30 protein-coding genes, 1 tRNA gene and 1 pseudogene are annotated in these 26,436 nt (G+C 71.0%); 21 read left to right on the top strand and 11 right to left on the bottom strand.

What is annotated here, in order from left to right; translation table 11 throughout:
* Window positions 1-126: 126 nt before the first annotated feature.
* The 8 genes and pseudogenes from HHX31_RS16570 to xerC all read left to right on the top strand — a co-directional run bounded on the left by HHX31_RS16570 (window position 127) and on the right by xerC (window position 5,843).
* Window positions 127-540: a plasmid replication, integration and excision activator gene (locus tag HHX31_RS16570; RefSeq protein WP_169949161.1), complete on the top strand. Its 414-nt coding sequence runs from the start codon at window positions 127-129 to the stop codon at window positions 538-540.
* A complete protein-coding gene (locus HHX31_RS16565; protein ID WP_169949160.1) occupies window positions 540-809 on the top strand; it encodes a hypothetical protein in 270 nt (89 codons plus the stop codon). The genes HHX31_RS16570 and HHX31_RS16565 overlap by 1 nt, the downstream gene beginning before the upstream one ends.
* Window positions 809-1,111, top strand: coding sequence for a hypothetical protein (locus HHX31_RS16560; RefSeq protein WP_169949159.1), 303 nt, complete (start codon window positions 809-811; stop codon window positions 1,109-1,111). The genes HHX31_RS16565 and HHX31_RS16560 overlap by 1 nt, the downstream gene beginning before the upstream one ends.
* Before the next feature lie 88 nt (window positions 1,112-1,199).
* The gene (locus tag HHX31_RS16555; RefSeq protein WP_169949158.1) at window positions 1,200-2,627 is read left to right on the top strand and encodes an FtsK/SpoIIIE domain-containing protein; all 1,428 of its coding nucleotides are present in this window, start codon (window positions 1,200-1,202) and stop codon (window positions 2,625-2,627) included.
* Window positions 2,624-2,779 carry a hypothetical protein gene (locus tag HHX31_RS16550; RefSeq protein ID WP_169949157.1) on the top strand — a complete coding sequence of 52 codons (156 nt, stop codon included), beginning with the start codon at window positions 2,624-2,626 and terminating at the stop codon, window positions 2,777-2,779. The genes HHX31_RS16555 and HHX31_RS16550 overlap by 4 nt, the downstream gene beginning before the upstream one ends.
* A pseudogene (locus HHX31_RS16545) lies at window positions 2,728-4,441 on the top strand (replication initiator). The gene HHX31_RS16550 and the pseudogene HHX31_RS16545 overlap by 52 nt, the downstream one beginning before the upstream one ends.
* Window positions 4,438-4,683 (top strand): helix-turn-helix domain-containing protein, encoded by a 246-nt coding sequence (locus HHX31_RS16540; RefSeq protein WP_169949156.1) that lies wholly within the window; start codon window positions 4,438-4,440, stop codon window positions 4,681-4,683. The pseudogene HHX31_RS16545 and the gene HHX31_RS16540 overlap by 4 nt, the downstream one beginning before the upstream one ends.
* 92 nt (window positions 4,684-4,775) lie before the next feature.
* A complete protein-coding gene (gene xerC, locus HHX31_RS16535; RefSeq protein WP_249346034.1) occupies window positions 4,776-5,843 on the top strand; it encodes a tyrosine recombinase XerC in 1,068 nt (355 codons plus the stop codon).
* Between the two features lie 59 nt (window positions 5,844-5,902).
* Here xerC and HHX31_RS16530 read toward each other — a convergent pair.
* The 6 genes from HHX31_RS16530 to HHX31_RS16510 all read right to left on the bottom strand — a co-directional run bounded on the left by HHX31_RS16530 (window position 5,903) and on the right by HHX31_RS16510 (window position 9,040).
* Window positions 5,903-5,975: transfer RNA gene (locus HHX31_RS16530), tRNA-Ala, on the bottom strand.
* Window positions 5,976-6,097: 122 nt separating this feature from the next.
* Window positions 6,098-6,814 carry an HAD family hydrolase gene (locus HHX31_RS16525; RefSeq protein ID WP_169949154.1) on the bottom strand — a complete coding sequence of 239 codons (717 nt, stop codon included), beginning with the start codon at window positions 6,812-6,814 and terminating at the stop codon, window positions 6,098-6,100.
* A gap of 39 nt (window positions 6,815-6,853) precedes the next feature.
* Complete coding sequence (locus HHX31_RS33675; RefSeq protein ID WP_208802288.1) at window positions 6,854-6,973, bottom strand: DLW-39 family protein; 120 nt, start codon at window positions 6,971-6,973, stop codon at window positions 6,854-6,856.
* A gap of 292 nt (window positions 6,974-7,265) precedes the next feature.
* Window positions 7,266-7,664, bottom strand: coding sequence for an ATP-binding protein (locus tag HHX31_RS16520; RefSeq protein WP_169949153.1), 399 nt, complete (start codon window positions 7,662-7,664; stop codon window positions 7,266-7,268).
* 142 nt (window positions 7,665-7,806) lie between these two features.
* The gene (locus HHX31_RS16515) at window positions 7,807-8,712 is read right to left on the bottom strand and encodes a helix-turn-helix transcriptional regulator (protein WP_169949152.1); all 906 of its coding nucleotides are present in this window, start codon (window positions 8,710-8,712) and stop codon (window positions 7,807-7,809) included.
* 79 nt (window positions 8,713-8,791) lie between these two features.
* Window positions 8,792-9,040 carry a DUF397 domain-containing protein gene (locus tag HHX31_RS16510; RefSeq protein ID WP_169949151.1) on the bottom strand — a complete coding sequence of 83 codons (249 nt, stop codon included), beginning with the start codon at window positions 9,038-9,040 and terminating at the stop codon, window positions 8,792-8,794.
* Between the two features lie 296 nt (window positions 9,041-9,336).
* Here HHX31_RS16510 and HHX31_RS35135 point away from each other — a divergent pair, with 296 nt between their 5' ends.
* Together HHX31_RS35135 and HHX31_RS34370 are read left to right on the top strand one after the other, a co-directional pair.
* Complete coding sequence (locus tag HHX31_RS35135; RefSeq protein ID WP_169949150.1) at window positions 9,337-9,738, top strand: ATP-binding protein; 402 nt, start codon at window positions 9,337-9,339, stop codon at window positions 9,736-9,738.
* Between the two features lie 248 nt (window positions 9,739-9,986).
* Window positions 9,987-10,304, top strand: a complete 318-nt coding sequence (locus tag HHX31_RS34370; RefSeq protein ID WP_169949149.1) for an STAS domain-containing protein — start codon at window positions 9,987-9,989, stop codon at window positions 10,302-10,304.
* Window positions 10,305-10,322: 18 nt separating this feature from the next.
* On the opposite strand, the gene HHX31_RS16495 is transcribed toward HHX31_RS34370, so the two are convergent.
* Window positions 10,323-11,258 carry an aldo/keto reductase gene (locus HHX31_RS16495; protein ID WP_169949148.1) on the bottom strand — a complete coding sequence of 312 codons (936 nt, stop codon included), beginning with the start codon at window positions 11,256-11,258 and terminating at the stop codon, window positions 10,323-10,325.
* Between the two features lie 107 nt (window positions 11,259-11,365).
* On the opposite strand from HHX31_RS16495, the gene HHX31_RS33670 reads away from it, so the two are divergent.
* The 9 genes from HHX31_RS33670 (at window position 11,366) to HHX31_RS16450 (ending at window position 20,156) form a co-directional block, all read left to right on the top strand.
* Entirely contained in the window at window positions 11,366-12,670 is a 1,305-nt protein-coding gene (locus HHX31_RS33670; protein WP_211589788.1) for an NUDIX hydrolase, read from the top strand.
* 111 nt (window positions 12,671-12,781) lie between these two features.
* On the top strand, window positions 12,782-13,219 hold the full coding sequence (locus HHX31_RS16485) for a CBS domain-containing protein (protein WP_169949147.1): 438 nt from the start codon (window positions 12,782-12,784) through the stop codon (window positions 13,217-13,219).
* A gap of 2 nt (window positions 13,220-13,221) precedes the next feature.
* Window positions 13,222-14,502, top strand: coding sequence for an ArsB/NhaD family transporter (locus HHX31_RS16480; protein WP_396711157.1), 1,281 nt, complete (start codon window positions 13,222-13,224; stop codon window positions 14,500-14,502).
* Between the two features lie 74 nt (window positions 14,503-14,576).
* The gene (locus tag HHX31_RS16475; RefSeq protein WP_249346033.1) at window positions 14,577-14,816 is read left to right on the top strand and encodes a heavy-metal-associated domain-containing protein; all 240 of its coding nucleotides are present in this window, start codon (window positions 14,577-14,579) and stop codon (window positions 14,814-14,816) included.
* Complete coding sequence (locus HHX31_RS16470) at window positions 14,813-15,742, top strand: hypothetical protein (protein WP_169949145.1); 930 nt, start codon at window positions 14,813-14,815, stop codon at window positions 15,740-15,742. Before HHX31_RS16475 ends, HHX31_RS16470 begins: the two co-directional genes overlap by 4 nt.
* A gap of 24 nt (window positions 15,743-15,766) precedes the next feature.
* The gene (locus tag HHX31_RS16465; RefSeq protein WP_169949144.1) at window positions 15,767-18,004 is read left to right on the top strand and encodes a cation-translocating P-type ATPase; all 2,238 of its coding nucleotides are present in this window, start codon (window positions 15,767-15,769) and stop codon (window positions 18,002-18,004) included.
* A gap of 255 nt (window positions 18,005-18,259) precedes the next feature.
* On the top strand, window positions 18,260-18,559 hold the full coding sequence (locus HHX31_RS16460; RefSeq protein ID WP_169949143.1) for a hypothetical protein: 300 nt from the start codon (window positions 18,260-18,262) through the stop codon (window positions 18,557-18,559).
* A 154-nt stretch (window positions 18,560-18,713) separates the two neighbouring features.
* Complete coding sequence (locus tag HHX31_RS16455) at window positions 18,714-19,187, top strand: MarR family winged helix-turn-helix transcriptional regulator (RefSeq protein ID WP_169949142.1); 474 nt, start codon at window positions 18,714-18,716, stop codon at window positions 19,185-19,187.
* Between the two features lie 135 nt (window positions 19,188-19,322).
* Window positions 19,323-20,156 (top strand): alpha/beta fold hydrolase, encoded by an 834-nt coding sequence (locus HHX31_RS16450; RefSeq protein ID WP_169949141.1) that lies wholly within the window; start codon window positions 19,323-19,325, stop codon window positions 20,154-20,156.
* 162 nt (window positions 20,157-20,318) lie between these two features.
* On the opposite strand, the gene crcB (HHX31_RS16445) is transcribed toward HHX31_RS16450, so the two are convergent.
* The 3 genes from crcB (HHX31_RS16445) to crcB (HHX31_RS16435) are packed head-to-tail and all read right to left on the bottom strand — an operon-like array spanning window position 20,319 to window position 21,633.
* Window positions 20,319-20,690: a fluoride efflux transporter CrcB gene (gene crcB, locus HHX31_RS16445; protein ID WP_169949140.1), complete on the bottom strand. Its 372-nt coding sequence runs from the start codon at window positions 20,688-20,690 to the stop codon at window positions 20,319-20,321.
* A complete protein-coding gene (locus tag HHX31_RS16440) occupies window positions 20,687-21,028 on the bottom strand; it encodes a DUF190 domain-containing protein (RefSeq protein ID WP_169949139.1) in 342 nt (113 codons plus the stop codon). The genes crcB (HHX31_RS16445) and HHX31_RS16440 overlap by 4 nt, the downstream gene beginning before the upstream one ends.
* Window positions 21,025-21,633: a fluoride efflux transporter CrcB gene (gene crcB, locus HHX31_RS16435; RefSeq protein ID WP_169949138.1), complete on the bottom strand. Its 609-nt coding sequence runs from the start codon at window positions 21,631-21,633 to the stop codon at window positions 21,025-21,027. Before crcB (HHX31_RS16435) ends, HHX31_RS16440 begins: the two co-directional genes overlap by 4 nt.
* A 369-nt stretch (window positions 21,634-22,002) precedes the next feature.
* Between crcB (HHX31_RS16435) and HHX31_RS16430 the strand changes: the two genes are divergently transcribed.
* Both HHX31_RS16430 and HHX31_RS16425 read left to right on the top strand, forming a co-directional pair.
* The gene (locus tag HHX31_RS16430; RefSeq protein WP_169949137.1) at window positions 22,003-23,196 is read left to right on the top strand and encodes a hypothetical protein; all 1,194 of its coding nucleotides are present in this window, start codon (window positions 22,003-22,005) and stop codon (window positions 23,194-23,196) included.
* Between the two features lie 36 nt (window positions 23,197-23,232).
* Window positions 23,233-25,038, top strand: a complete 1,806-nt coding sequence (locus HHX31_RS16425) for an AfsR/SARP family transcriptional regulator (protein WP_169949136.1) — start codon at window positions 23,233-23,235, stop codon at window positions 25,036-25,038.
* Here the strand turns inward: HHX31_RS16425 and HHX31_RS16420 are convergent.
* On the bottom strand, window positions 24,985-26,418 hold the full coding sequence (locus HHX31_RS16420) for an MFS transporter (protein ID WP_169949135.1): 1,434 nt from the start codon (window positions 26,416-26,418) through the stop codon (window positions 24,985-24,987). The genes HHX31_RS16425 and HHX31_RS16420 overlap by 54 nt on opposite strands.
* Window positions 26,419-26,436 lie beyond the last annotated feature (18 nt).

The raw sequence follows: 26,436 nt of genomic DNA, 5'->3' as shown, positions 1-26,436 counted from the left end.
AACTCGTCTACCCCCCTAGACATAGACACCTAGAGGGCTTATCTTGTACTGCGTAGGCCCCCTAGACAGTTCTCGTGGCGGACCGGCCGCTCACGTCTAGGGGGGTGGACAAGGAGGTGGTGAACGATGGCACTGCAAGGACCCATTCCGATCAGCTTCGAGCTGCTGTTCCCGCACGGCTGCTACGTCGTGGGCGAGGTCACCGCGGCGAAGGACTTCGACGCCAAGCGGGACACCCAGGCCAAGGACAAGACGACCGGTCTTCCCGTCTGGCAGGTCCCGGTGATGGACGCCGATCCCTCGCTGAAGGCCGCGCAGAAGACGGTGACCGTAAAGATCCTGTCGGAGGTTCAGCCGGTCGTCCCGCCGTCGCTACCTGGGGTGCCGCTGGCCCCCGCTGAGTTCGAGGGGTTGGAGGTCAAGCCGTACGTCCATCAGGCGACGGGGCGGCTGGCCTACTCCATCTCGGCTCGGGTGATGCGGGCTCCCCGCGCAGGGGCGGCCGGCAAGACCGCCAACGCTGCGAAGGACGCGGCGTGATGGGGCGGCGCACCGTGCGGCCCTCGGCCGTGATCAGCCTCAACACCGGGGGCGGCGCCTCGGCCAAGACCATGCCGTACCCGGCAAGGACCCCGGTGCTGGCGCTGGACTTCGGTACGACCTCGGTGCTGCTGACCACCTCGGACAGCGACCAGGTCAGCCCGGCCGATGTCGAGTTCGCCCGGCAGCTTGCTCGTGAGGCGGCCTCGTTCGCCCGGTCGGTCGAGCGGCGGTTTCACGGCCTGGCCAACGGGCGGGGGGTGGCCTGATGACGCACGGTCCCTACACCCACGTGTCGATGTCGATCGACCCCGGCCAGCGTCCCCGCATCGGCATCTCGTTCTACGCCTCGATCACTCGGGCGCGTGCGCGGGTGCTGGAGTCCGGGCGGCCGTACCTGGTCCTGGAGTCCGACGAGGCGGACGTGACGGTCTCGACCACCGGGGCCGGACCGGTCACCGCCGAAGACCTGGACATCGCGCGGCAGATCTTCAACGCCGCCGCCCGGTACCTGGCCGACTGCGAACGCATCCACGCCGAACACGATCAGGCCACCGACTCGGCGGCCTAACGCGCAAGCGGGGCCGCTGGAAGCGGCAACTTCCGGCGGCCCCTCGGTCTCTCCCTGACTGCGAATCAAGAGAAGAGGAGTTCAGCTTATGCTCAAGCGCCTTCCCGGTGGCGAGGTCCGCAACCTCGTATCCACCACTCCCGACACGGCGGTCGTGTTCAAACCGGCCGTCGTCCAGACCCCGGCGATCCTCACGATCCTGGTCGTCCTCGGCCGCCTGGTCGCCGGTCTCGTCCGGACCCTCCTCGTCCACCCCATCGCCGTAGCGGTGCTCGCCGTTCCCGGGGTGATCTGGGTCCGGTACGGCTGGCCCGTCGCGGTCGCCGCCGTCACCGTTCCCGTCTCGCTATTGTTCGGGTGGGTGCTGGCCGACCGGGCATCGTTCGCCCGCTGGGTCGGCTGGCGGCTGCTGGCCTTCTGGCGCCGGTTCTGGATCTACCGGCGTCACTGGCAACCCGTGATGATCGTGGCCGGGCTCGGCCGTCACCTCCAGAGCCGCGACTACCTGCCCCGCCTGCTCCGGGTCGAGTGCGACGGCTGGGCCGACCGCGTTACCGTGCGCATGCTGTCCGGGCAGGCCGTCAAGGACTGGGCCGACCGCACCGACCACCTCGCCCACGGCTTCGGCTCACCCTCCTGCCGGCTGGCCGTCGCCAAGGCCGGGCGGCTCGTGCTGACCTTCCCCCGGCGCGACCCGCTCGCCGAACCCCTGCCCGCCGTACCCATCCCTGAGTCGGCGGAGGTCGGGCCGGTGGAGATCGGCCGGTGCGAGGACGACACGCCGTACCGGCTCAAGGTCCACGGCACGCACGTCCTCATCGCGGGAGCGACCGGGGCCGGTAAGGGCTCGTGGCTGTGGTCGACCATCCGCGGCCTGCTCCCCGCGATGCGGGCGGGCCTGGTCCAGGTCTGGGCGCTCGACCCCAAGCGGATGGAACTGTCCTTCGGACGGGCGCTCTTCGGCAGGCGATATGCGGCCGACCCGAAGGAGTGCGCCGACCTACTCGACGAGGCCGTCTCGGTGATGCAGGAGCGGGCCGACCGGTTCGCCGGCCTCCAGCGCTCGCACACGCCGACCATCGATGACCCATTCGTCCTGGTGCTCGTCGACGAGGTCGCGTTCCTGACCGCCTACCAGTCCGACAAGCAACTCCGTCAGCGCACCACGGCGGCCCTGGCCACGCTCACCACGCAGGGCCGCGCGGTCGGCGTCGGGGTCGTGGCCGCACTCCAGGACCCCCGCAAGGAGGTCATGAACATCCGCAACCTGTTCCCCGACAAGATCGCGCTCCGTCTGGACGAGTCGGAACAGGTGGACATGGTCCTCGGCGACGGCGCACGCGACCGGGGCGCACTGGCCGATCACATCTCACCTATTCCAGAGCTGGGCGCGGGCGTCGGATACGTCCGGCTGGAGACCTCGCCTGATCCGGTGCGGGTCCGGGCCGCCTACGTCTCCGACGCCGACATTCGGCAGATGGTCGCCGAGTACGGCGGTCGAAGCGAGGCCGCATGAACGGCCTGGCGCACTTCCTCGACGGGCTGCGCTGCTCCATCTGCGGCGCGCTCAACGTCCTGTGGCTCGACCCCTTGTGCGGCCTGGTCGAGTGCCGTGAATGCGGCCAGACCGCCCTCACCATCCCCGAGACCGCAGAGGAGGACAGTTGATCGACCTCACCGACGCCCACCAGGCCGGGGGAGACCAGCCAATCTCCCCCGCTCGCCTCAACGACCGGTCCACTCCCCGCGCCGTCCGGATGGCTCAGCCGCTCGCGCGGGACGTGGTCGAGGAGATCGCCAAGCAGCACGGCGTTTGCATCCGCCCTGTGCCGCTCCGGCGGCAGGACATCCTCACCGGGCAGGTTGAGGTCATTGACGTGCCCTGCGGGGCCACGCTGGAGAGCAAGTGCCCGCCGTGTGCCAAGCGCAACCGGCAACTCCGGCGCGCAGTGCCGGGAGGGCTGGCACCTCGACCACGAACCCGTGAACCTCCCTGACAACACGGACGAGTATCAGCGTCACCTCGTGGAGCTGCGGGCCGACGCTCAGGCGTGGCGGGATGAGGTGGAAAGGGCCGGCGGCGACACCACCGACCTGGACGCCGCAATCGTGGAGCTGGACGAGGAGATCAACGCCGCAGGGATGCGGGGCAACGTCCTCGGCCGAACCTCCGGCAAACGGTCGCGTTCGACGAAACGGCGGCAGGACGCCCCGGATCTGCCCAAGCGGCAGATGACCAAGACCACGCTAGGGCGGACCTTCACCGGCTCGGACGGCAAGACCTACCGGCCGTCGATGTTCGTCACGCTCACACTTCCGTCCTACGGGCGGGTGCTGGAGGGCGCGCCGCTGGACCCCGACCGGTACGACTACGCGCGGGCGGCCCGGGATGCGCTGCACTTCTCGAAGCTCGTGGATCGGTTCGTGCAGAACCTCCGCCGGGTGGCGGGCTATGACGTGCAGTATTTCGCCACGGTCGAGCCTCAAAAGCGGCTCGCCCCGCATCTGCACATGGCGATCCGCGGCACCCTGCCCCGTGCGGAGCTGCGGCAGATCATCGCGGCCACGTATCACCAGGTGTGGTGGCCGTCCACGGACGAGGTGCGGTTCGAGGGGGACCACCTGCCGGTCTGGGAGGACGGGGCCGGCTACATCGACCCCGAGACGGGCGAGGTCCTGCCGACCTGGGAACAGGCCCTCGACGCTCTCGACGCCGACGAGGACGCGCACCCCCTGCACGTGCTGCGGTTCGGCGACCAGCTCGACATCCAAGGCGTTCTCGCCGGAACGCCCGACGCCGATCAGCTCATTCAGTACCTGTCGAAGTACCTGACCAAGTCGCTCGGCGACGCCCTCGGCACCGACGACCCCCGCCGCAAGGCCCACGCCGAACGGCTGCTCGACGCTCTGCGGTTTGAGCCGTGCTCGCCGACCTGCCCGAACTGGCTGCGCTACGGGATCCAGCCCAAGGGCGCCAAGCCCGGCATGGCTCCCGGCCGGTGCAAGGGCAAGGCACACAAGCCCGATCACCTCGGCTACGCGGGCCGCCGCGTCCTGGTCTCGCGGAAGTGGTCCAACAAGACGCTGACCGAGCACAAGCAGGACCGCCGCACCTGGGTCCTGGAAGCCCTCGGCCTGCCTGACGAGCCGGTCGACCCCCACCGCTACATGTGGCGACCGGTCAAGCCAGGTGATCCCGAGCTGGCCCCGATCGGCGTGCGGCTGCTGCGCTCGGTCCACGAACGCCAGCGCTGGCGCAACCACATGAACCAACTCGAAGCCCAGGCAGACGGCAGAGATTTTTCGGCAACTGAAGGGAGGGCCGCATGACGAATACAACCTCGCCCGCTACGCCGCTCCCGCCCGAGGCTCAAGGCCGTCTTCTCCGCGTCGAAGAGGCGGCCGAACGGCTGAACACCTCGGTTCGCTTTCCTCGTCGGCTGATCGCCGAACGCCGTATCTTCTTCGTCCGCGTCGGTCGTGGCGTTCGCATTCCCGAAGCCGCTCTCGAAGCGTTCATCGCGGCCGGGCTCGTCGAGCCGATGAAGGCCCCGAAGGGACGGGCGGCCTGATGGCGAACAGAGACGGTCACCGGCGTTTCGGCAATATCCGCAAGCGAGAGTCCGGCCGCTTTCAGATTCGCTATCCCGGCCCGGATGGGCGGATGCATACCGGCCCAATCACCTACGCCACGCGGACCGAAGCAGATCGCGCGCTGACCCTGATCGAAGCGCAGATGATCTCAGGGGAGTGGACGGACCCCGTTCGCGGGAAAGTCCTGCTCGGCGACTATGCCCGGACGTGGATTAAGGAGCGACCGGGCCTGCGGCCCAAGACGGTCGAGCTGTACACCTGGCTCCTGGACCGGCACATCGTCCCTGGCCTGGGCGGCGTGGCCGTGGGCAAGCTGACGACGCAGATGATCCGGTCGTGGCGGGCGAAGCTCATCGACAACGGCGTCTCGGTGTCCACCGCGGCCAAGGCGTACCGCCTGCTGCGGGCCGTGCTGATGACGGCCGTCGAAGAGGACAAGCTGCTCAGCCGGAACCCCTGCCGGATCAAGGGCGCGGACAACGAGCAAACCCCCGAGCGGCCCATCCTCACCGTGGCCCAGGTTTTCGAGCTGGCCGACAAGATGGCCGACCGGCGGTTCCGGGCGCTGATCCTGCTGACCACGTTCGCCAGCCTGCGATGGGGCGAGGTCATCGCGCTGCGGCGGTCGGACATCGACCTCAAGGCGCGGATAGTACGCGTGCGGGAACAGCTCATCGAGCTGGATGGCGGAGACATGGTGCTCGCGCCGCCCAAGTCGCGGGCCGGCAAGCGCACCGTCAGCATCCCCTCGGCGATCGTCCCCGCGCTGACCGAGCACCTGGCCGAGTTCGTCGACCAGGCCGACGAGGCGTTCGTCTTTCTTGGCAAGCGAGGCGGTTACCTGCGCGGCGGCAACTTCCGGCGTGAGGCCAAGTGGGCGGGAGCGCTCAAGGAAATGGGCGTCAAGGGCCTGCACTTCCACGATCTACGACACACCGGCAACACGCTCGCCGCGCAGTCGGGCGCGAGCCTCGCCGATCTCAAGGCCCGGATGGGGCACGACAGCGACCGAGCGGCGCTGATCTACCAGCACGCGACCCGCGACGCCGACCAGAGGATCGCCGATGCGCTGAGCGCTCGCGTGGAGGCCGACCGGAAGGCGGCCAACGGCAAGAAGGAGAGCAGCGCTGAGAGCTAATGGCCCGTTAATGGCCCGGACACCGCTTCCTAAGATCAGGGAGGCGGTGTTTTGGGAGGTGGAGCCTAGGGGATTCGAACCCCTGACTTCCTGCTTGCAAAGCAGGCGCTCTGCCAGCTGAGCTAAGGCCCCGTGGCATGCGATCCGTGTGAAAGCGCAGATCCACAGGCCGCCGGTGCGTACACCGTAGCAACAGGCCGCACCCGAGCGCCACTCGATAGCGTGTCGTGCCGCGGTGTGGGCGGGCCCGAGGTTCAGGGGGCCGGGGCGGCGACCGGAGAGGCGCTCACCCCGGTGCCGAGGACGAGCCCCGGGAAGTCGGCGATGGAGTCGATGATGTGGGTGGCGCCGCCGCCGAGCAGACGCTCCTTGCTGTGCACGCCGCCGAGCACTCCGGCGACTACCGAGGCGCCCGCGCGCCGGCCGCACAGCATGTCGCTCTCGGAGTCACCCGCGACGGCCACCTGCCGTACGTCGTCGACGCCGGAGCGCAGTACGGCGGTGAGCACCATGTCGGGGTACGGACGGCCACGTCCGGCGTCCTCCGGGCACAGCGCGAGGTCCAGCATGTCGACCCAGGTGAGGCTGCTCAGCACCCGCCCCAGGGTGGCCCGGCTGAAGCCGGTGATCAGGGCGATCTTCAGCCCGGCGTCGCGCAGCTTGGCGACGGCCTCGACGGCCCCCGGCAGCGGCACGAGACCGGACCTCTCGATGGCGTTCTGGTAGGAACGCTCGAAGGTCAGGTTCGCCGCCTGCGCCTGCGCCTCGTTGCCGGGGAAGATACCCCGGAAGATCTCGATCTTGGGGCATCCCCGGGACCTGTGCACATGCACCATGGCACGGGCATATGCGCTGGTCCCGGGGACGATGCCCTGCGTGGCGATCGCCTCGGCGATCGCCCGTTCCACCATGTCGATGTCACCGATCGTGGTCCCGGCCAGGTCAAGGCAGGCCAGCTTCACGGGGGCCATTCCCGCACCTCTGCCACGATCAAGCACCATCCCCGGTGGTCAGTTCTCGCTGCCGGTGGCCTCGGTCCACAGGTCGAGCTCCGCACGGTCGGCCTGCACCTTGCGCCAGACCAGGAGCCCGCCGACGGCGACAAGAGCGAGAACAAGCAGCTTCTTCACGGTGTGACCCCACTTCTCGACGGTCTCACCTGCCGGGTGAGACAACGCCCCGGTTCTACGGTTCCCTGCAGCCTAGCAAGGTCTCGACGTCCGACCCGGATTGCCCGGAATTCCAGTGAACCAAATTCATGATTACGGCTCGCCCGCGCAGCCCGGCTTCCGACCGGGGGCGGCGGAATGCCGAGAGCAGAAATGCCCAGCTCAAAGCGTGCCAATCCTGACCGCAGAGGAGTCGGAAGGCGGGTTTTCGGTCGGCCGGTGTCGTGCTCCGCTCTCAGCGGAAGCCAACGGTCTACGAGGGAAGCCGCACGCTGAGGCGGATCACCGTGCCGTCGGCGCCCGTACGCACGACCCGATCGGCGAGGCGGTCCATCAGCCACAGCCCGCGTCCCCCGAAGTCGAACCGCGTCGCCGGCTCCTCGCGCTCCAGCACCTCGTCGGGGATGCCCGGCCCCTGGTCGGTGATCTCGCACACCAGCGTCCCCGTCTCGCGCCACATGGCGATTCCCCGGGGCGGCGAGCCGTACCTGACGGCGTTGGTGACGGCCTCGTGCACCGCGAGCACGTAGTCTTCCAGGACGACGCCCTTGAGCCCGGCTTCCTGGGCCGAAACCATGACGAGATGCCGCACCCTGGTGACCGAACTTCGGTCGAACTCCAGGCTGAGCAGGCTGCTCGCCAAGGTTCTCACCGCCCTCCTGCTTGCCCCACAGTGTGGTAGTACTCCATTTACCGCGTACGGGCACCTGACACGTATTTTCAGGCACTGCTTACGCCACGGTCTCCTGCGGGCGTGCGGCAGCGGAGGTCACCCCGGCGACGCTAGCGCATCGTCACAGCTCCGTCATGAGCTGACACAGCATCCGCTCGGTGTCCGAGGCCGGCCTGGCCTGGATGCACAGGCGCTCCATGACCTCGAGGTAGCGGTCGATGTACTCGGGCTTCTCCAGATAGATGGCACTGGTGAGCTGTTCGAGGTAGACGACGTCGGGCAGGCCGACGCCCGCGAAGCGCAGGATGCTGAACGGCCCGCCCGCGGCGGCGTGCCCGCCGGCGCTGAACGGGATGACCTGGAGCGTCACCCGAGGCAGCGAGATCATCTCAAGCAGGTGCTCTATCTGGGCCTTCATCACCTTGGCGCCTCCGACGGGACGGCGCAGCACGGCCTCGTCGATCACCGCCCACAGCAGCGGCGGGTCCTCCCTGGTCAGCACCTCCTGGCGGTCCATCCGCAGCCGGACCCGGCGCTCGACCTCATCGTCGGAGGCCTCCTGGTGGCCGAGCCGCACCACGGCCTCCGCGTACTCCGGGGTCTGCAGCAGGCCCGGCACGAACTGCACCTCGTAGCAGCGGATCGCGCTCGCGGCCTGCTCCAGGCCGACGTACGCCTCGAACCAGGAGGGCAGGACGTCGTCGTACTTGTGCCACCAGCCGGGGGCGTTGGCCTGGGCGACGAGCGAAAGCAGCGCCTCGCGCTCGCTCTCGTCGGTGACTCCGTAGAGGGTGAGGAGGTCGGCGACGTCACGGCGGCGGAACCCGACGCGCCCGAGCTCCATCCGGCTGATCTTCGAGTGGGACGCGCGGATGGCGTTGCCCGCCTCCTCCAGCCGGATGTGCCTGCTCTCACGGAGCCGTCGCAGCTGGGTGCCGAGCAGGATGCGCAGGACGGTCGGGCTGCGGAGTGATCGTGATGCCAGGTCGAGCGGGTGAGGCACACCCTCCGCAGGGGCCGCAGTCATATGAGGTCCTTTGAGGTGCACCGATGGGTTTACGCCAGGTTCACGATACTCGTCACCCGGGCCCATGCAAGTGGTGAGATCATTTCTCCATACAGCCGAGGATGTCGTCGAATTCCCCCTCCTTGGCGGAGCGGAGGAATGCGGCCATGTCCTGTAGCGGCAGGATAAGCGCCGGTCCGGACGGGTGCCGGGAGTTGCGCAAGGCCACCCGGCCGTCGGGCAGCGCGGCGATCTCGACGCAGTTGCCGCTCGGATTGCTGTGCCGGCTCTTGCGCCAGGCCTGCTCTCCCAGGTGAGATGAGGGCATTCCGTTGTAGATCACGGACATGGGCGCCTCGTTTCGCAATCCGAACCAGCACCTACCGCACGCGTGCGTATGCACGTGCATCCGTACTTGCACAAGAGCATCAATGGGAGCACTATGACTTACTGAGTCATCCCCGCCACATGGTCGACATCAACCTCATAGGGCTCTCAATGACTGGTTATCGGACAGACCGTGCTTCTCTCGCAGAAGCCGAAGGCGTTGCCCGGGATCCGTGGCTCGGCACGCTTGAGCAGGTCTTTCCCGATGGCAGGCGCTGGCCGTGGACGGGTGGCGCGGAGCCGTGCGGAGTCCCCCAGGTGGCCGTGCACGAATTCCACCGTGAGAGCCTCGCCGCGCGCACCGCGCGGCATTTCGCCACCGGCGTGTTGCGAACCTGGGCCATGGAGGACGTCGCGGACGACGCCGCGCTCGCGGTCTGCGAACTCGTCACCAACGCGCTGCGCCACGGCCTGCGGCACCAGGCCATCCATCCCCTGCCGGTGCGCCTGCTGATGTTCCGCTCGTCGCGTGCGCTGCTGTGCGTGGTCACCGACCCCAGCAACGCCGCGCCGGTGCTGCGCGAGCCCGACTACGTGGCCGAGACCGGGCGGGGCCTCCAGGTGGTCGCCGGGGTCAGCCAGATGTGGGGCTGGGCGCCGCTGCGGCCCGTGGGCAAGGCCGTGTGGGCCGGTTTCACCGCCGAGGCCGCCGGCTACTGATCATTCCCCCGGGACGAGGCGCTCCAGGCCCGCACCCGGGGAACCGGGCGCCGATCTCCGGCTTCCGTACGATCCGGGTGGGCGAGGCATTGACAATCGCGCTGTCGGACGGCCACGCTCGGTGATTATCTCCGCTTCCAGCAGGGAGGTGGGACCGTGACGGCGTTCACCGTGTCCTGCTCCACGACCACGCGCCCGGGACCGGTGCGCAACGTTCCTCGCACCGGTGTGCCCTGCCGGTGCGCCTCGTGAGGCCGTCCAACGGCGACCACGGCGTTCTCTACACGGACAGTTACCTCAGCGTCAGGTGGTCCCCCGCGGACTCGTCCGTGATCCTGGCGGGCGAGGTGGACCTGTCGAACAGCGCCGCCCTGGCGACCGCGCTCGCCGCGGCGAGGAGCGAGCGCGGCGAGATCGTCGTCGACACCGGCGACCTGCGGTTCGTCGACCTGGCCGGGTTGCGGGCCCTGCTGGCTCCCGGATCCCCCGTGAAGGGCGGCACCGCCGTGCGGTTGCGCAACGTGCCGCCCTACCTGAGCCGCCTCATCGAGATACTCGACGCCTGACGAGCACGGTCCCCCCGGTCAGCGTGCGATCTCGTTCAGCTCCGCCAGTGCCGCCTCGTCCGGCCGCCACGCCGCCGCCGCGACATTGGCCTTGACCTGCTCGGGCCGGGTCGCCCCCGCGATCACCGACGAGACCGCCGGCTGCGCGAGCAGGCCGCCGATCGCGAGGTCGAGCAGGGTCACCCCCTGCCGCTCGGCGAACTCCCGGAGCCGCTCCACCACCGCGAACCGCGCGTCCGTCAGATACTGCGGCCGGCCCGCGAGCCTGGTGCCCGCCGGCGGCTCCTCCCCACGCCGGTACTTGCCGGTCAGCAGGCCGTTGGCCAGCGGGAAGTACGGCAGCAGGCCGACGCCGTGGTGCAGCAGCGCCGGGACCAGTTCCCGCTCCACCCCCCGGTCGAGCAGGCTGTACTCGTTCTGCGCGCTCACGAAACGCTCGAAGCCACCGGTGCGGGCGATCCAGTCCGCGTCGGTGACCTGCCAGGACTTGAAGTTGGACGAGCCGACATAGCGGACCTTGCCCTCCCGCACCAGATCGGTCAGGACCGACAGGGTCTCCTCGACCGGGGTGGAGGGGTCGGGGAAGTGCAGTTGGTAGAGGTCGATCCAGTCGGTCTTGAGGCGGCGCAGCGACCGCTCGACCGCCAGGCGGACGTACCGCCGCGAGCCCCGCGCGCCCCAGTCGGGCCCGTTGGCGCCGCGCACGTCCCCGCCGAACTTGGTGGCGAGCACGACCTGGTCACGCCGCCCCTTCAGCACCTCGCCGAGCAGCGTCTCCGACTCGCCGTAGATGTCCGCCGTGTCGATCAGCGTGACGCCCGCGTCGAGCGCCGCGTCGACCACCGCTCGGGTGGCGTCGAGGTCGAGCCTGCCGCCGAAGTTGTTGCCGCCGAGGCCCAGAGCCGAGACGACGAGCCCCGAGTCCCCCAGCCGCCGGTAGGTCATTTCCGTCATCGTCCACTATCCCCTTCTCGCGGAACCCCCATCGAAAGAGCTTCCCCCACCGTATTTCGGCCCCTTCGGGCAGCGGACGCCGGACCGTCCGCGAGAGGATTCCCGGCATGACCTCCGTACGGCACGGTGTCCGGGCCATTCTGTTCGACGGCGACGAGATCGTCCTGTTCCGCCGGGTACGACCCGAGCGCGAGCCGTACTGGGTGACGCCAGGCGGCGGGGTCGAGCCGGGCGACGCCTCACCGGAGGCGGCGCTGCGCCGCGAGCTCGACGAGGAGCTCGGCGCGACGGCGGGGCCCGCGCTGCACGTGTTCACCCTCGCGGAGCCGGGCCGCCTCAGCGACGTGTACGCCTGCCGGCTGGTGTCGCTCGACCTGTCGCTGCGCAGCGGCCCGGAGTTCCTCGACCCGGGCATCGGCCTGCACGAGGTGCGGCGGGTGCGCCCGGCCGACGTGCGCGGCCTCAACATGGTGCCGCCCGCGCTGGGGGAGTTCATCTCCGCGAACGCGACGACGCTGCCCGCCCTGCTCGACGCCGCGACGTACGCCCCGGGCCGCTACCGCCCGGTCGTCGACGTGCACCTGGTGCTCACGGACGGCGACAGGGTGCTGCTCGGCCGGCGCGGCGGCACCGGCTACGCCGACGGGGAGTGGCAGATCATGCCGTCCGGGCACCTGGAGGAGGGGGAGTCCGTGGTCGGCGCCACCGTACGGGAGGCCCGCGAGGAGCTCGGCGTCGAGGTGGACGGCTGCGAGGTGGTGCACGTGATGCACCACCGCAACCCGGGCGGTACGGCCCGCATCGGGATGTTCCTCGTCGCGCGCTCGGTCACCGGCACGCCCGTCAACGCCGAGCCGCACAAATGCGCCGAACTGGCCTGGTTTCCGCTGGACCGGCTGCCCGAGCGGACCGTGCCGTACGCGCGGGCGGGCGTCGAGGCCGTGCGCCGGGCGCTCGCCTCGCCCCCAGCGGCCTCGCCGCCGGTCGCGCCGGTCTTCTCCTTACACGGCTGGGATGTCCCCGGCCGCGCCGAACTGGCGGCCGAGGCCGTGCGCGCCGGGTTCGAGGAGATCACGGTCTGCCTGGTCGCCTGGCTCGACGGCGCGGTGCTGGTCCGTTCCGACGCCGAGACCGACCGCCTGCCCGCCACCGTGGTCCGGCCGGGCGAGGAAGTGGGGGAGGCGCTGTCGCGGCTCGGATCCGTGGGCGAAGCGATCTTCGCGGGGGCGGACGACTACGTCTCGGCGCGGGGGCGCGCCGGCCGCCGTCTCGGCTTCTCCACGCGGCTGACGGAGGCGCCCGAGGGCATGGTCCCGCTGCCCACCGGGTCTCTGGGCCGCCTGCCGTACGCCGAGGGGGTATTGGTCCGCCGTGCGTCGCCGGGGCTTTTGCACGGCTTGCCGGGCCGATAACCTGGTCCTGGCGTGCCGGGAAGTCTGGTCGGCGAAGAGGTCCCAACACCTGGGGCCTTGTCGGCGATCGGAGACCCGAGTGAATACCCACACGCACGAACAGGTGAGGTCATGCGCGCCCAGGATCTCGTAGTGCCGTTCCCCACCATCGGGCTCGACTCCCCCATCGCCGAGGCCGCGCGTCTCATGGCCGAGCGCGAGCTACCCGGGCTGATCGTGCTGGACGATCGTGGGGCGCCGGTGTCGATTCTGCCGGGCACGCAGGTGCTGAGCCTCGCCGTGCCGCAGTACTGCCAGGCCGACCCGGCGCTGGCCCGGGTGATCGACGAGGCGCACGCCGACGCGTTCGTCCGCGCGCTTGGCGGGCGCACCGTACGCCAGGCGCTGCCGGAGCGGCCGCGCGAACTCCCGGTGGCCGATCCCGACGCCACGCTCCTGGAGGTCGCCGCGCTGATGGCGCGCACCCACAGCCCCCTCGTCGCCGTGCTGGACGGCGGCCGCCTGCTGGGCGCGGTCACGCTCTCCACGCTGCTCAAGCGGCTCACGTGACCGTGACCGCCTGGGTGGCGGCGATCGTCTTCGCCGCCACGTACGTCCTCATCGCCAGCGAGAAGGTCCACCGGGTCAAGGCCGCCCTGGGCGGCGCCGCGATCATGCTGCTGGTCCACGCCACCGCGGCGGACTCCGCGTTCTTCTCGCAGGATTCCGGCGTGGACTGGAACGTCGTCTTCCTGCTGCTGGGCATGATGGTCATCGTCGGGGTGCTGCGGCAGACCGGCGTGTTCGAATTCCTCGCCATCTGGGCCGCCAAACGGGCGAGGGGCCGGCCGTTCCGGCTCATGGTGCTGCTCCTGGTGATCACGGCCGTGGCGTCGGCGCTGCTGGACAACGTCACGACCGTGCTGCTGATCGCGCCGGTCACGTTCCTCGTCTGCGAGCGCCTCGCGCTGCCGGTAGCGCCGTTCCTGATCGCCGAGGCGATGGCGTCCAACATCGGCGGCACCGCGACTCTCGTCGGCGACCCGCCGAACATCATCATCGCCTCCCGCGCCGGGCTGACCTTCAACGACTTTCTCGTCCACCTCGCGCCGCTGGTGATCGTGCTGACGGCGGTCTTCATCGGCCTGTGCCGCCTGCTGTTCCGCAGCGCGTTCCGGTACGACCCCGAGCGGGCGGCCGAGATCATGCGGCTGGACGAGCGGGCGGCCATCCAGGACAAGGTCATGCTGCTGCAGAGCCTGTCCGTGCTCGCCGTGGTCGTCGCGGCGTTCGTGCTGCATCCGGTGCTGCACTACGAGCCGTCGGTCGTGGCGCTGCTCGGGGCGGGGCTGCTCGTGCTCGTCACCAAGGTCACCACCGAGGACGCGTTGCGCGAGGTGGAGTGGCCGACGCTGGTCTTCTTCGCCGGCCTGTTCGTGATGGTCGGCGCGCTCGTGGAGACCGGTGTCATCGGCCTGGTGTCGCAGGCCGCGGCGGAGGCGACGGCGGGACGGCCCGGCGTGACCACCATGGTCCTGCTCTGGGCGTCGGCCGGGCTGTCGGCGATCGTCGACAACATTCCGTACGTCGCCACGATGAGCCCCATCGTCGCCGATCTCGCGCAGCACGTGCCCGGCGACCCCAACGTCCTGTGGTGGGCGCTCGCGCTCGGCGCGGACCTCGGCGGCAACGCCACCGCCGTGGGCGCCTCCGCCAACGTCGTCATCCTCGGCATCGCCGAGCGCAACGGCGCCCGGATCAGCTTCTGGCAGTTCACGAAGTACGGCCTGGTGGTCACCGTCGTCACGGTGGCCCTGTGCGTGCCGTACCTCTGGCTGCGCTACCTCCTCTAGAGACCTGCTTACGGCCTCGGCCGGGGCTCCCGGTTGACGCGGAAATACCCTAGGGGGGTATGGTGTTGACCGCGATGAACGACGAGCCAACAGGAGTGATCGCCATGACCAGCACCTACACCGTCACCGGCATGACCTGCGGCCACTGCGTCAGCTCGGTCAGCGAGGAGGTCGGCGGCGTCGCCGGTGTCACCGGCGTCACGGTGGACCTCGCCTCCGGGCTGCTGACGGTCGAGACCGACGGCGGCGCCGACGACGCGGCCATCGTGGCGGCCGTCCGCGAAGCCGGATACGACGTGGCGGGTGCCTCGTGAACACCCCGGCGAGGCTCGGCGCGTACGCCGCGGGCCTGGGCGTGATCTTCCTGGCGGCCCTGGGCACGGGAGCCGCGCTGGGCGCGGGCGAGCCCCGGCGCCCCCAGCCCCAGCACGCCGAGCCCCCGCACACGGAGTCCTCGCACGCCGAGTCGCAGCCCGTCCACGGTCACTCGGAGGGCTCCGCCGATCACGGCGGGGAGGCTTCCGGCACGGTGCCGGCAGGGCTGCAGATCTCCCAGGACGGCTACACGCTCGTCCCGCTGACCACGACGCTCACGCCGGAGAAGGCCGCCGGCTTCCGCTTCACCGTCACCGGGCCCGACGGCGCTCCGGTGACCGGCTACCAGGTGAAGCACGAGAAGAAGCTGCACTTCATCGTGGTCTCCCGCGACCTCGGCGGCTTCTGGCACCTGCACCCGGAGGAGGCCGGCGACGGGGTCTGGACGGTCCCGCTCACCCTGCCGGCCGCTGGGACCTACCGCGCCTACGCCGACTTCGCCCCCGAAGGCGGGCCCGACCTGACGCTCGGCGCCGACCTCAACGTCCCCGGCGCCTTCGAGCCCCGGCCGCTGCCGCCCGCGGAGCGTACGGCGCGGGTGGACGGATACACCGTGACGCTGGCGGGCGACCTCGTCCCCGGCCGGGTGAGTAAGCTCGATTTCACGGTGAGCAAGGACGGCAGACCTGTCGGCGATCTCGAGCCCTACCTGGGCGCATCCGGCCACCTCGTCGCGATCCGCGCGGGCGACCTGGCCTACCTGCACGTGCACCCGGAGGAGGACACGGCCGCGGCCGGGGTGACCTTCGCCGCGTCCGCGCCGAGCGGCGGCGACTACCGCCTGTTCCTCGACTTCAAGCACGAGGGAACCGTCCGCACGGCCGCCTTCACGGTTCGCGCAGAAGCGGCCGGGCACAGCCGATGAGCACGACGCGAGAAAGGAGTGGTGATGCCGGCGACAACCGGTGACCGGCCGACCGGCGCGGTCGAGCTATCGATAGGCGGCATGACCTGCGCGTCGTGCGCCAACAGGATCGAGCGCAAGCTCAACAAGCTGGAGGGCGTGACCGCGACGGTCAACTACGCCACGGAGAAGGCCAAGGTGAGCTTCCCCGTGGACCTCGATCCGCAGGCGCTGGTGGCGGAGGTGGAGAAGGCCGGATACACGGCGAAGCTGCCCGAGCCGCCGAAGCCGGAGCAGGCGACCGCGGAGCCGCCGGACGAACTCGCCTCCCTGCGCACCCGGCTGCTCGTCTCCGTTGTGCTCGCCGTGCCGGTGATCGCGCTGGCGATGATCCCCGCCCTGCAGTTCACGTACTGGCAGTGGCTGTCGCTCACGCTCGCGGCCCCGGTCGTCGTGTGGGGCGGCCTGCCGTTCCACCGGGCGGCCTGGACCAACCTGCGCCACGGCACGGCCACGATGGACACGCTCGTGTCGATGGGCACGATCGCCGCCCTGGGCTGGTCGCTGTGGGCGCTCTTCCTGGGCGACGCGGGCACCCCCGGCATGACGCATCCGTTCGCGTTCACGATCGAGCGCGGCGGCGGCTCTGGCGACATCTACCTGGAGGCCGCGGCCGGCGTCACGGCGTTCATCCTGGCCGGGCGTTATTTCGAGGCCCGGGCCAAGCGGCGCGCGGGCGCGGCCCTGCGGGCGCTGCTCGAACTCGGCGCCAAGGACGTCGCCGTCCTGCGCGGCGGCGCGGAGGTGCGCATCCCGGTCGGCGAACTGGCGGTGGGCGACCGCTTCGTCGTACGGCCAGGAGAGAAGATCGCGACCGACGGCGTGATCGAGGAGGGGACCTCGGCGGTCGACGCCTCGATGCTCACCGGCGAGTCGGTGCCGGTGGAGGTGCGGGCCGGTGACGAGGTGACCGGCGCGACGGTGAACGCGGGCGGCCGGCTGGTCGTCCGGGCCACCCGGGTCGGGTCCGACACCCAGCTCGCGCAGATGGCGCGGCTGGTGGAGGAGGCCCAGACCGGCAAGGCCGAGGTGCAGCGCCTGGCCGACCGCGTCTCCGGGGTCTTCGTGCCGATCGTCATCGCGCTGTCGGTCGCCACGCTCGGCTACTGGCTCGGCACGGGCGAGGGCGCCGAGGCCGCCTTCACCGCCGCCGTGGCGGTGCTGATCATCGCGTGCCCCTGCGCGCTTGGCTTGGCCACGCCGACCGCGCTGCTGGTCGGCACCGGCCGCGGCGCCCAGCTCGGCATCCTGATCAAGGGCCCCGAGGTGCTGGAGTCGACCCGCCGGATCGACACGGTCGTGCTCGACAAGACCGGCACCGTCACCGAGGGGAAGATGACGCTGGCCGGCGTCGTGGTGGCCGAGGGGCAGGACCCGGAAGAGGTCCTGCGGCTGGCCGGAGCCCTTGAGCACGCCTCCGAGCACCCGATCGCCCAGGCCGTCGCGCGCGGCGCCGCCGAACGGGTGGGCGTCCTGCCTGCGCCGGAGGACTTCGCCAACGTCGAGGGTCTCGGGGTGCAGGGCATCGTGGACGGCCACGCCGTCCTGGTGGGGCGGCCCGCGCTGCTGGCCGAGTGGGCCCAGCACCTGCCCGCCGAACTCGTGGAGGCGATGGACACCGCGCAGGCCGCCGGCCGTACGGCGGTGGCGGTCGGCTGGGACGGCAGGGCACGCGGCGTCCTGGTGGTGTCCGACACCGTCAAGGCCACCAGTGCCGAGGCCGTCCGCGACCTGCGCGCGCTCGGGCTGACCCCGGTGCTGCTGACCGGCGACAACGAGCGGGCCGCGCGTGCGGTCGCGGCGGAGGTGGGCATCGACGAGGTGATCGCCGAGGTGCTGCCCGCCGACAAGGTCGACGTCGTGAAGCGGCTGCAGGCCGAGGGCAGGACCGTCGCCATGGTCGGCGACGGCGTCAACGACGCCGCCGCGCTCGCCCAGGCCGACCTCGGCCTCGCCATGGGCACGGGCACCGACGTGGCCATCGAGGCCGCCGACCTGACCCTGGTCAGGGGTGACCTGCGGGTGGCGGCCGACGCTATCCGGCTGTCGCGGCGCACGCTGAGCACGATCAAGGGCAACCTGTTCTGGGCCTTCGCCTACAACGTCGCGGCCCTGCCGCTGGCCGCCGCCGGCCTGCTCAACCCGATGGTCGCCGGGGCGGCGATGGCGTTCTCCAGCGTGTTCGTCGTCAGCAACAGCCTGCGCCTGCGGCGCTTCCGCTGAAAAAGTCTCGCGACGAAAGCCTTGCCGCTGAAGGTCTCACGGCACAGAAGGTCTGACGGCCGGGTCGTCCACAGCCTGTGGACGGCCCGGCCGGCGGCCGTCGTGACATGATCGGCCGCCGCCCTCCTCGGTCATCCGCCTCAGTACCGGATTTTGACACTGCGCCGGGAGCGCCCTGAGTTTGTCCCAACCTGGGGCCGGATACGAACAGTGACGATCGAACACGATCAGTTACATCCGAGGTGAGGAATCTTCATGCGTCGCCCTATACGTCTGCTGTCCCTGGCCGCCCTGACCTGCGCGGGCCTGCTCGCCTCCGCCCCCGCGTACGCGGGGTGCGGCTGTGACACGCCGAAGACAGCGGTCGCCAAGCCCACGGCCGCCCTTGCCGCCGACGCCGGTCTCGACGTCGGCCTGGGCCTCGGTCTCGGTCTCGGCCTCGGCGTCGGCCTCGATGTCGGCCTCGACGTGAACGCCAACGCGAACGCGGGTCTCGGCGCGGGCGCCGGGACCATGAGCTGCGGCGCGCCCCGCGTGGTGCGCGCCTGCCGCTGACGGGCCGGGTGTGACCCGGCGCGGGCCGGGCGTGTCCCGGCCCGCGCCGGGCCACGCCCTCCGGGATTCCCTCGGGTCCCCTGTGCCCGGATCCCTCGTGCCCGATTGGACCGACCACGTGCACATCGTGGACCAGGGCTCATACAGTGGACGGATGACGAGCGACCAGAGCGAGCAGGGGCGCCCCGGCGTCCTCGACGACAAGATGTGCTTCGCCCTCTACGCGGCCTCCCGGGCCGTCACCGCCCTCTACCGGCCTCTCCTCGACGAGATGGACCTCACCTACCCGCAGTTCCTGGTCCTGCTGGTCCTGTGGGACGGCCCCGCCGAGGGCGTCGCGGTCAAGGAACTCGGCGCCGCGCTGCACCTCGACTACGGCACGATGACGCCCCTGCTCAAGCGCCTGGAGGCGCACGGCCTGCTGCGCAGGGAGCGCCGCGCCGACGACGAGCGCACGGTGCAGGTCACGCTGACGGAGAAGGGCGCGAACCTGCGGGAGCGCAGCGACGGCGTCTTCGCCGCGGTCGGCGGCGCGATGTCGCTCGAACCCGACGAGTTCACCCGCACCCTCGGGACGCTGCGCCGGCTCACGGACAACGTCACCGCGCACACGAACCGGCGCGACTGACCCTTCTCCCCACCTCCACCCAAGTGACGCGCGCCCAATTACCTTGCGCACAACTTAATCGTGGTCTAGTCTCTGGGGCGTACCGAGAAACCGGTCGCGGGGAACCCCGCGACGGAGAGTCAGAAGGAGCGCGTCATGGCGTACATCACGGTCGGCCAGGAGAACAGCACCGCCATCGAGCTCTACTACGAGGACCACGGCAGCGGGCAGCCGGTCGTGCTCATCCACGGCTACCCCCTCGACGGCCACTCGTGGGAGAAGCAGATCCCCGCCCTGCTCGACAACGGCTACCGCGTCATCACCTACGACCGCCGCGGCTTCGGCCGGTCGAGCCAGCCCACCGTCGGCTACGACTACGACACCTTCGCCGCCGACCTGAACACCCTGCTGGAGACCCTCGACCTGCGTGACGTGATCCTCGTGGGCTTCTCCATGGGCACCGGCGAGGTCGGCCGCTACCTCGGCACGTACGGCTCGGCGCGGGTGGCCAAGGCCGCGTTCCTGGCCTCGCTCGAACCGTTCCTGCTCAAGACGGAGGACAACCCGGAGGGCGTCGACGGCAGCGTGTTCGAGGGCATCTCCGCCGCCGTCACCAAGGACCGCTACGCCTACTTCACCGAGTTCTACGACGCCTTCTACAACACCGACGAGAACCTCGGCACCCGCCTCAGCGAGGAGGTCGTCCGGGCCAACTGGAACACCGCGGCGGGCGCCTCGTGGTACGCCTCGTCGGCGGTGGTGCCCACGTGGACGACCGACTTCCGTGCCGACATCCCCAAGATCGACGTGCCCGCGCTCATCGTCCACGGCACGGCCGACCGCATCCTGCCCATCGACTCCACCGGCCGTCCCTTCCACCGGGCGCTTCCCCAGGCCGAGTACGTCGAGATCGAGGGCGCTCCGCACGGCCTGCTGTGGACCCACGCCCAGGAGGTCACCGACGCCCTGGTCGCCTTCCTGGCGAAGTGACGCCCGAGGCGGCGACGGCCGCGTCCTGTTCGCCAACATCCAGAGCCCCGGCCTGGTCTTCGCGATCACCGGCCCCTGGACCCAGCAGCACGACGACCACGGGCACGGGCACCGCTGACCCCTCCGGAGCACCCGGCGCGCCACTCCGGCGCGCCGGGTGTCTCAGCTGAGTAGGGCGATCAGGCCGAATCCGGCGGCGGCGGCGAGGACACCGAGGACCAGGCTGCCGAGCGCGTTGAGACAGGCCCCCAGGACCGAGCCCTCCTCCAGCAGCCGCACGGTCTCGAAGCCGAACGTGCTGAACGTGGTCAGCCCGCCGCAGAAGCCCGTGCCGAGCAGGGCGACCACCTCCGCAGGCAGCCCGAGGTCGTCGCGCGCGCCGAGCAGCAGCCCCAGCACGAGCGACCCGGCCAGGTTGACCGACAGCGTGCCCCAGGGGAACACGCTGTCGTGCAGCCGCTGGACCAGCCGGTCGGCCAGGTATCGGGCCGGGGCGCCGACCGCGCCGCCGAGGAACACCAGCAGAAGGGTCACGACTCCGCACGCCCCACGTAGCGGTAGACCTCCACGGGGTCGACCATCACCAGGCCCTCGGTAACCAGTTCGTCCAGCTCCGCGAGGAACGCGCTGATCTTCTCCGGGACGTCCACGATGACGACCGCGACGGGCAGGTCCTCGCTCAGCGACAGCAGACGGCTCGTGTGGATGCGCGAGGAGGCGCCGAAGCCCTCGATGCCCCGGAAGACGCTCGCTCCCGCCAGGCCCATCGCGCGCGCCCGATGGACGATCTCGGTGTAGAGAGGCCGGTGCCGATACTGGTCGCTCTCCCCGATCAGGATGGTCAGGCGTTGTGCCGGGCCGTGCGCTCTCATGCGTTCCCCCTGCCATGCCGCCGTACGGGGATGCCCGCCAGGGCACGGGCGAGGACGATGCCGCACAAGACGGCGGCCAGCCCGGTGACCAGACTGGCCACGGCGTACAGGGCGGCCATCGGCAGCGCGCCGTGCGACGACCTGTCCACGATCTCGGCGGCGAACGTGGAGAACGTCGTGTAACCGCCGAGCACACCGACCCCGAGGAACGGGCGCACGTAGCGGCGCGGCGGCCAGACGTCCAGGACGAAGACCATCAGCGCGCCCAGCGCGAAGCAGCCGGTGACGTTGATGAGGAACGTCCCCATGGGGAACCCGGTGGGCGGCGCGGGGAAGGCCAGGCCGACCAGATGTCTGGCCACGCTGCCGATCCCGCCGCCGAGGGCGATCATCGCGAGGACGTCCCAGGTCCGGTGGCGGGCGGGGGCCGCGGGCGGACGGATCACGTCCCGTTCGTGGCGGAGGTCCGCGTCGGGGTCGACCGGCAGATCCGCCTCTTCCCGATCGCCGTGCACGCGCCGGCCCACGCCGTCCTCCTCGTCCTCGCCCCGGCCCGTCTCCCGGCCCGTCGCGGGCTCTCGCGACGGTCGGAGGAGTGAGCGCATCCAGTTTACGTAGGCCCCTGAACAGCCGGCGACGGCCGCGGCCGTGGCGGCGGGGGATTGGCGCGCACAACGGAACGTCCTAATCCAAGAATTGCTTCGGTCCGCAAACCGCGGGTTACATCAGAATAACGAACGAACCACCCGGCGGTCCCTGCTTTCCGGATCGCCACGCGGGCCGACCTGGCTTAACACGCAACTCCGACAGATGACGATAAACCTCGTTACCAGTTATAAGAAGTTCCATTGACAGCAAACTGGGGCCAATGTTGACTTATCAGGTATGGGCATGATCGCGAGGATGAATCGGGTGGGGGCGAGGCGACAGCGGAATGACGGATTGGGACGGCGCACAACCGCGGTAGCGCCTTGATGAGCACCACCGGCGTCCCGGCCCTGCCCGGCTGGTCGCGCCCCCCGCACCTCGTCGTCGACCTTCGCGGAGCACCCGGCTCGGTGTCGTGGCGACTCCCGGACACCGGACCCGCGGCGGCCCCCATCCCCTGCGTCGTGCTCGCCGACCGTGCGGGCTGCGCCGAGTTCGCCGTACTGCAGGAGACCCTGCACCGGCTCGGCGTGCCGAGCGTACGCGTCGACGCCGAGAGCGTGACCTCGCTGCGGCTGTCCACCGAGGTCGCCGGGGCCGGCCCGGACCCCGCCGCGCACGACGCCGCGGGGCGTGCCCCGGCCGCCGGAGGCCGGGCGTGCGGCGTGCTCGACCTGGACGGCCGCCGCATCGCTCCGACCGTCGTCTGGGCCCGTCATTTCTCCCCCCGGGCCATGCCCGTGACGCCGGGCGCCGCGCGGGCCCTCCTGCGGGCCGAATCGTGGGACGCGTTCGTCCGGCAGCTCAGCTCACTCGCGCCGGTGAGCCTGCCCGGCAACCGGCCGGGCCGTCTGGAGCAGCTCGCGGGCGCGGCCGCGGCCGGGATCCGCGTCCCCAGGACGGTCGTCACCACCCGTCCGGCGGAGGCGGCCGCCGCGATGCCGGACGGCAAGGTCGTGGTCAAGGTCGTCGGGGAGCACTTCGTCGAGACGGCGCCCGGCCTCCTGACCGGGATCTTCCCCGAGATCACGTCCCGTGCGGAGCTCCTGCGCCGGCCCGCCCTCGACTACCCGGTCATCGTGCAGGAACACGTCGAGCATGACGCCGAGCTGCGGGTCTACCACGTCGCCGGCGACGTGCACGGCTACGCCGTCGGCAAGCGTGCCCCCGACTCGCCGTGGCGAGAGGAGGCCGGCGTGACCGTCACAGCGGTCGCCGTCCCGCCCGCCGCGGCCGACGCCGTACGCAGGCTCGCGAACCTGTGGGGGCTGACCTACGGCGCCTTCGACCTGCTGCTCAGCGCGGGAGACGTGGTGTTTCTCGAGGTCAACGCCGACGGCGACTGGCGCTGGTTCGAAACGAAGGCCGGAGGGCGAGCGGTTTCCACGGCCGCCGCTCTCGCGGCGAGGACGCTCCACCTGGCGGCCCTGGGAGACGCAGGGCCGCCGCCCCCGCTCGAACTCGTCGATTTTCTGCTGCTGGACACCAGGACAGCCCGGACAGCCGGCTCCGGCCGCTGACCAAGCCCCCGAACCCCAGGACCAAGGAACGCGCGGATGGGTGACGTGACTGCGCCTGAACTGCATTGCTCGATCCTCGGCCCGCTCGAGGTCCGCGTCGCGGGCCGCAGGGCCGTCATCGGCGCCCCGAAACAACGCCTACTCCTGGCGATACTGCTGTGCCACGCGAACGCGGTCATCGCCTCCGACCAGTTGGTCGACGCGTTGTGGGGCGAGAGGCCGCCGCGTACGGCGCGCAAGAACCTGCAGGTCTACGTGTCCGCGTTACGCAAGGTCGTGGGCGACCGCATCAGCTTCCAGGGGTGGGGCTATCGCATGCGGGCCGATCGCGATGATCTCGACCTGCTGCGCTTCCTGGAGCTGGGCAGGTCGGGGCGCGCCGCGATCCGGAGCGGCGACCTCCCCACGGCGGCCGCGCTGCTGGGCGACGCCGTCGGCATGTGGCGGGATCGGCCGCTGGAGGAGTTCTGCCACGTCCCACTCGTGGCCGCGGAGATGGACCGCTTCACCGAGCTCTACCTGTCGATCTACGAGGACTGGGTGGAACTGGAGATCGAGCTGGGCCGTCACGTCGAGGCCCTCAACTCCCTCGACGTCGTGGCCCAGCGGTATCCCACCCGCGAACGCATCGCCGCGGCCAGGATGACCGCGCTGTCGCGGTGCGGGCGGGCCGCGGAGGCGCTGGCTCACTTCGAGGGCCTGCGCAGGCACCTCGCCGCCGAGATGGGCATCGACCCGAGTCCGGTGATCAGGCAGCTCTACCAGTCCATCCTCAACGGTGAAGGTCCTCCGCCCGCCCGGCTCCCCGGCATGACCGACGGCGCCCGGCCCCGGCCCGTACGCGTTCTGGCAAACCGGCTGCCCCGCGACATCGACGACTTCGTGGGCCGGGAGCAGGAGATCCGGCGCATCCTGGACGAGGGCTCGGCCGTCACCGTGATCACGGGCGGGGTGGGCACCGGCAAGACCACCCTCGCCGTCCACGTCGCGCACATGCTGGCTCCCCGCTACCCGGACGGCGCCCTGGTCATCCCGCTGCGCCGGCACGGCGACCCCCGGTCGGCCGCGGACATCCAGCGGGAGATCCTCAAGGGCGTCGGGATGGACGTCGGCAGCGTACGCGAGGACGACGTGCTGGCCTCCGTCTGGCGGTCGTGGCTCGCCGACCGGAAGGTCCTGCTGGTCCTCGATGACGCGCCGGACGAGCCGAGCGTCCGCATGCTGCTGCCGGGCACCGCGTCGAGCAGGGTCCTGGTGACGAGCCTGAGCAGGCTCAGCGGGCTGGAGTCGGTGGCGCGGATCGGGCTGGCGGATCTGTCCGCGAGCGAGGGCGTCGAGTTCCTGAGCCGGCTCGCCGGCCGCGACCGGGTCCACGGCGATCTGTCCGCCGTGCGGCGGCTGTTCCGCGAATACGGGCTGTCGCCCCTGGTCCTGCGCCTGCTCGGGGGGCGGCTCGCCCGGCTGCCGCACCTGCCGCTCGGCATGCTGGCCGACCGGCTGGATCGGACCGAGAACGTGCTGGACGAGTTCGCCGCGGGAGACGTGTCGCTGCGCCGGCGGTACGAGGACTACTACGCCCGCCCCTCATGGCCGCACCGCGCCGCGTTCCTCGCCCTCGGCGGGCTCGCCGGCCCGGTCTTCGGGCACGACGAGCTCGTCGCGGCGCTGGACGGCGCCGGAGGACCCGGCGAGCGGGTCATCGAGTTGCTGCTGGAGTCCAACGTCCTGTCGGTCGCGCCGATCGGGACCGATGCCGAGGTGGTCGCCCACTCCCTGGCGTACTCGATGTCACCGCTCGCCCACCGATTCGCGGCCGAGCTCGGCGGGAACGGGCGCCGCTGAGCGCCCGGAGTCGTCCGCCCCGGAACCGTCCGCGCCCGCGTCGGTGCGGCCGGCGTCCGGGGCCGCGGCGGAGTCCGGGCCGGCGGAGTCCGGGGCGGACTCCGGGGCGGCGGAGCCGGGCTCCGCATCGTCGTCGGGCGGCACGTCGAGCCCGCGCAGCGTGGGGTTGACCGAGGCCACCGCGCACCCCGCCGCGAGCAGGCCGCCCAGGACCACCAGCGCGCCCGCGCCGCCGGCGTACTCCGCCAGGAGGCCGCCGAGCAGCGGCCCGACCGGGGTCAGGCCCATGCTGGCCATGGTGAACAGGGACACCAGCCGGCCCATCATCGCGTCAGGGACGAGCCTCGCGACCAGCACGCGCAGGACCACGTTGAGCGCCGGCACCGCGACCATCGCGAGGAACAGCGGGACCACCGGCCAGTACGGCCCGAACGGCAGAGTGGTCGCGCAGATCGCCAGCGCGAAGAACCCGACCACGACCAGCATGAGCTTCCCCGGCGGCAGCAGGCGCCCGATCTTGGCCGCCAGGGTCGCGCCGAGCAGACCGCCGAGGCCGAGCCCGGCCAGCACCACGCCGGTCGCGGTCGGGTCGCCGCCGCGCGCCCCCACCATGACGATGACGGGCAGCAGCAACGCGTTCGCGATGAGGTTGGCGACCAGGGAGAACGCCAGCCCGGCGCGCAGGCCGGTCTGCCGCCACAACCAGCCCGCCGCCTCCATGACGTCCGCCCGGATACCGGTCTTACGCTGCTCCGTCGCCCCCTCCGGACGCCGCGGCACCCGCGCGAGCACCACGCACACCAGCGAGATCAGGTAGGTGAGCGCGTCCACGAGGAAGGGGAAGGCCCTGCCGAGGCCGAACAGGAAGCCGCCGAGCGGGGGCCCGGCGAGGGAGGCCGCGTGTCCCCGCGCCTCCTCCTGGGCGTACGCCTCGGGAAGCTGCTCGGGGGCCACGACGGCGCGGATCGCGGCCGCCCTGGCGGGGCTGAAGAACGAGTCGGCCGCGCCGTTCGCCACCGCGACCAGCACGATCTGCCACAGTGCGGCATGACCGGCCATGATGGCCACGGTCAGCGCGGCCAGCGTGAGGAACCTGACCGCCTCCGCGGTGATCGCGATACGGCGCCGGTCCCATCGGTCCACCCACGCCCCGGCGGGCAGGGAGATCAGCAGGTTGGTGGTGATCCGGCAGGCGCTGACCAGCCCGGCCACCGCGGCGGAGCCTGTGATGCTCAGGATCAGCAGCGGGAAGGCCACCCAGGTCAGCGTCGTCCCCAGCTCCGACGCCGCCGCGCCGATCCAGAGCATCTGGAACCGGAAATTGCGGCGCAGCGGCGGCAGCTCTCTGTGCTTTTCGCTTCGCTCGCTCCGCTCGGTCATGCTGCCACCTTCGTGAGT

The sequence above is a fragment of the Microbispora sp. H11081 genome, assembly GCF_012999535.1.
Lineage (GTDB): Bacteria > Actinomycetota > Actinomycetes > Streptosporangiales > Streptosporangiaceae > Microbispora.
Note: the sequence above shows the minus strand (reverse complement) of the source record. Positions and strands in the feature narration are given on the sequence as shown.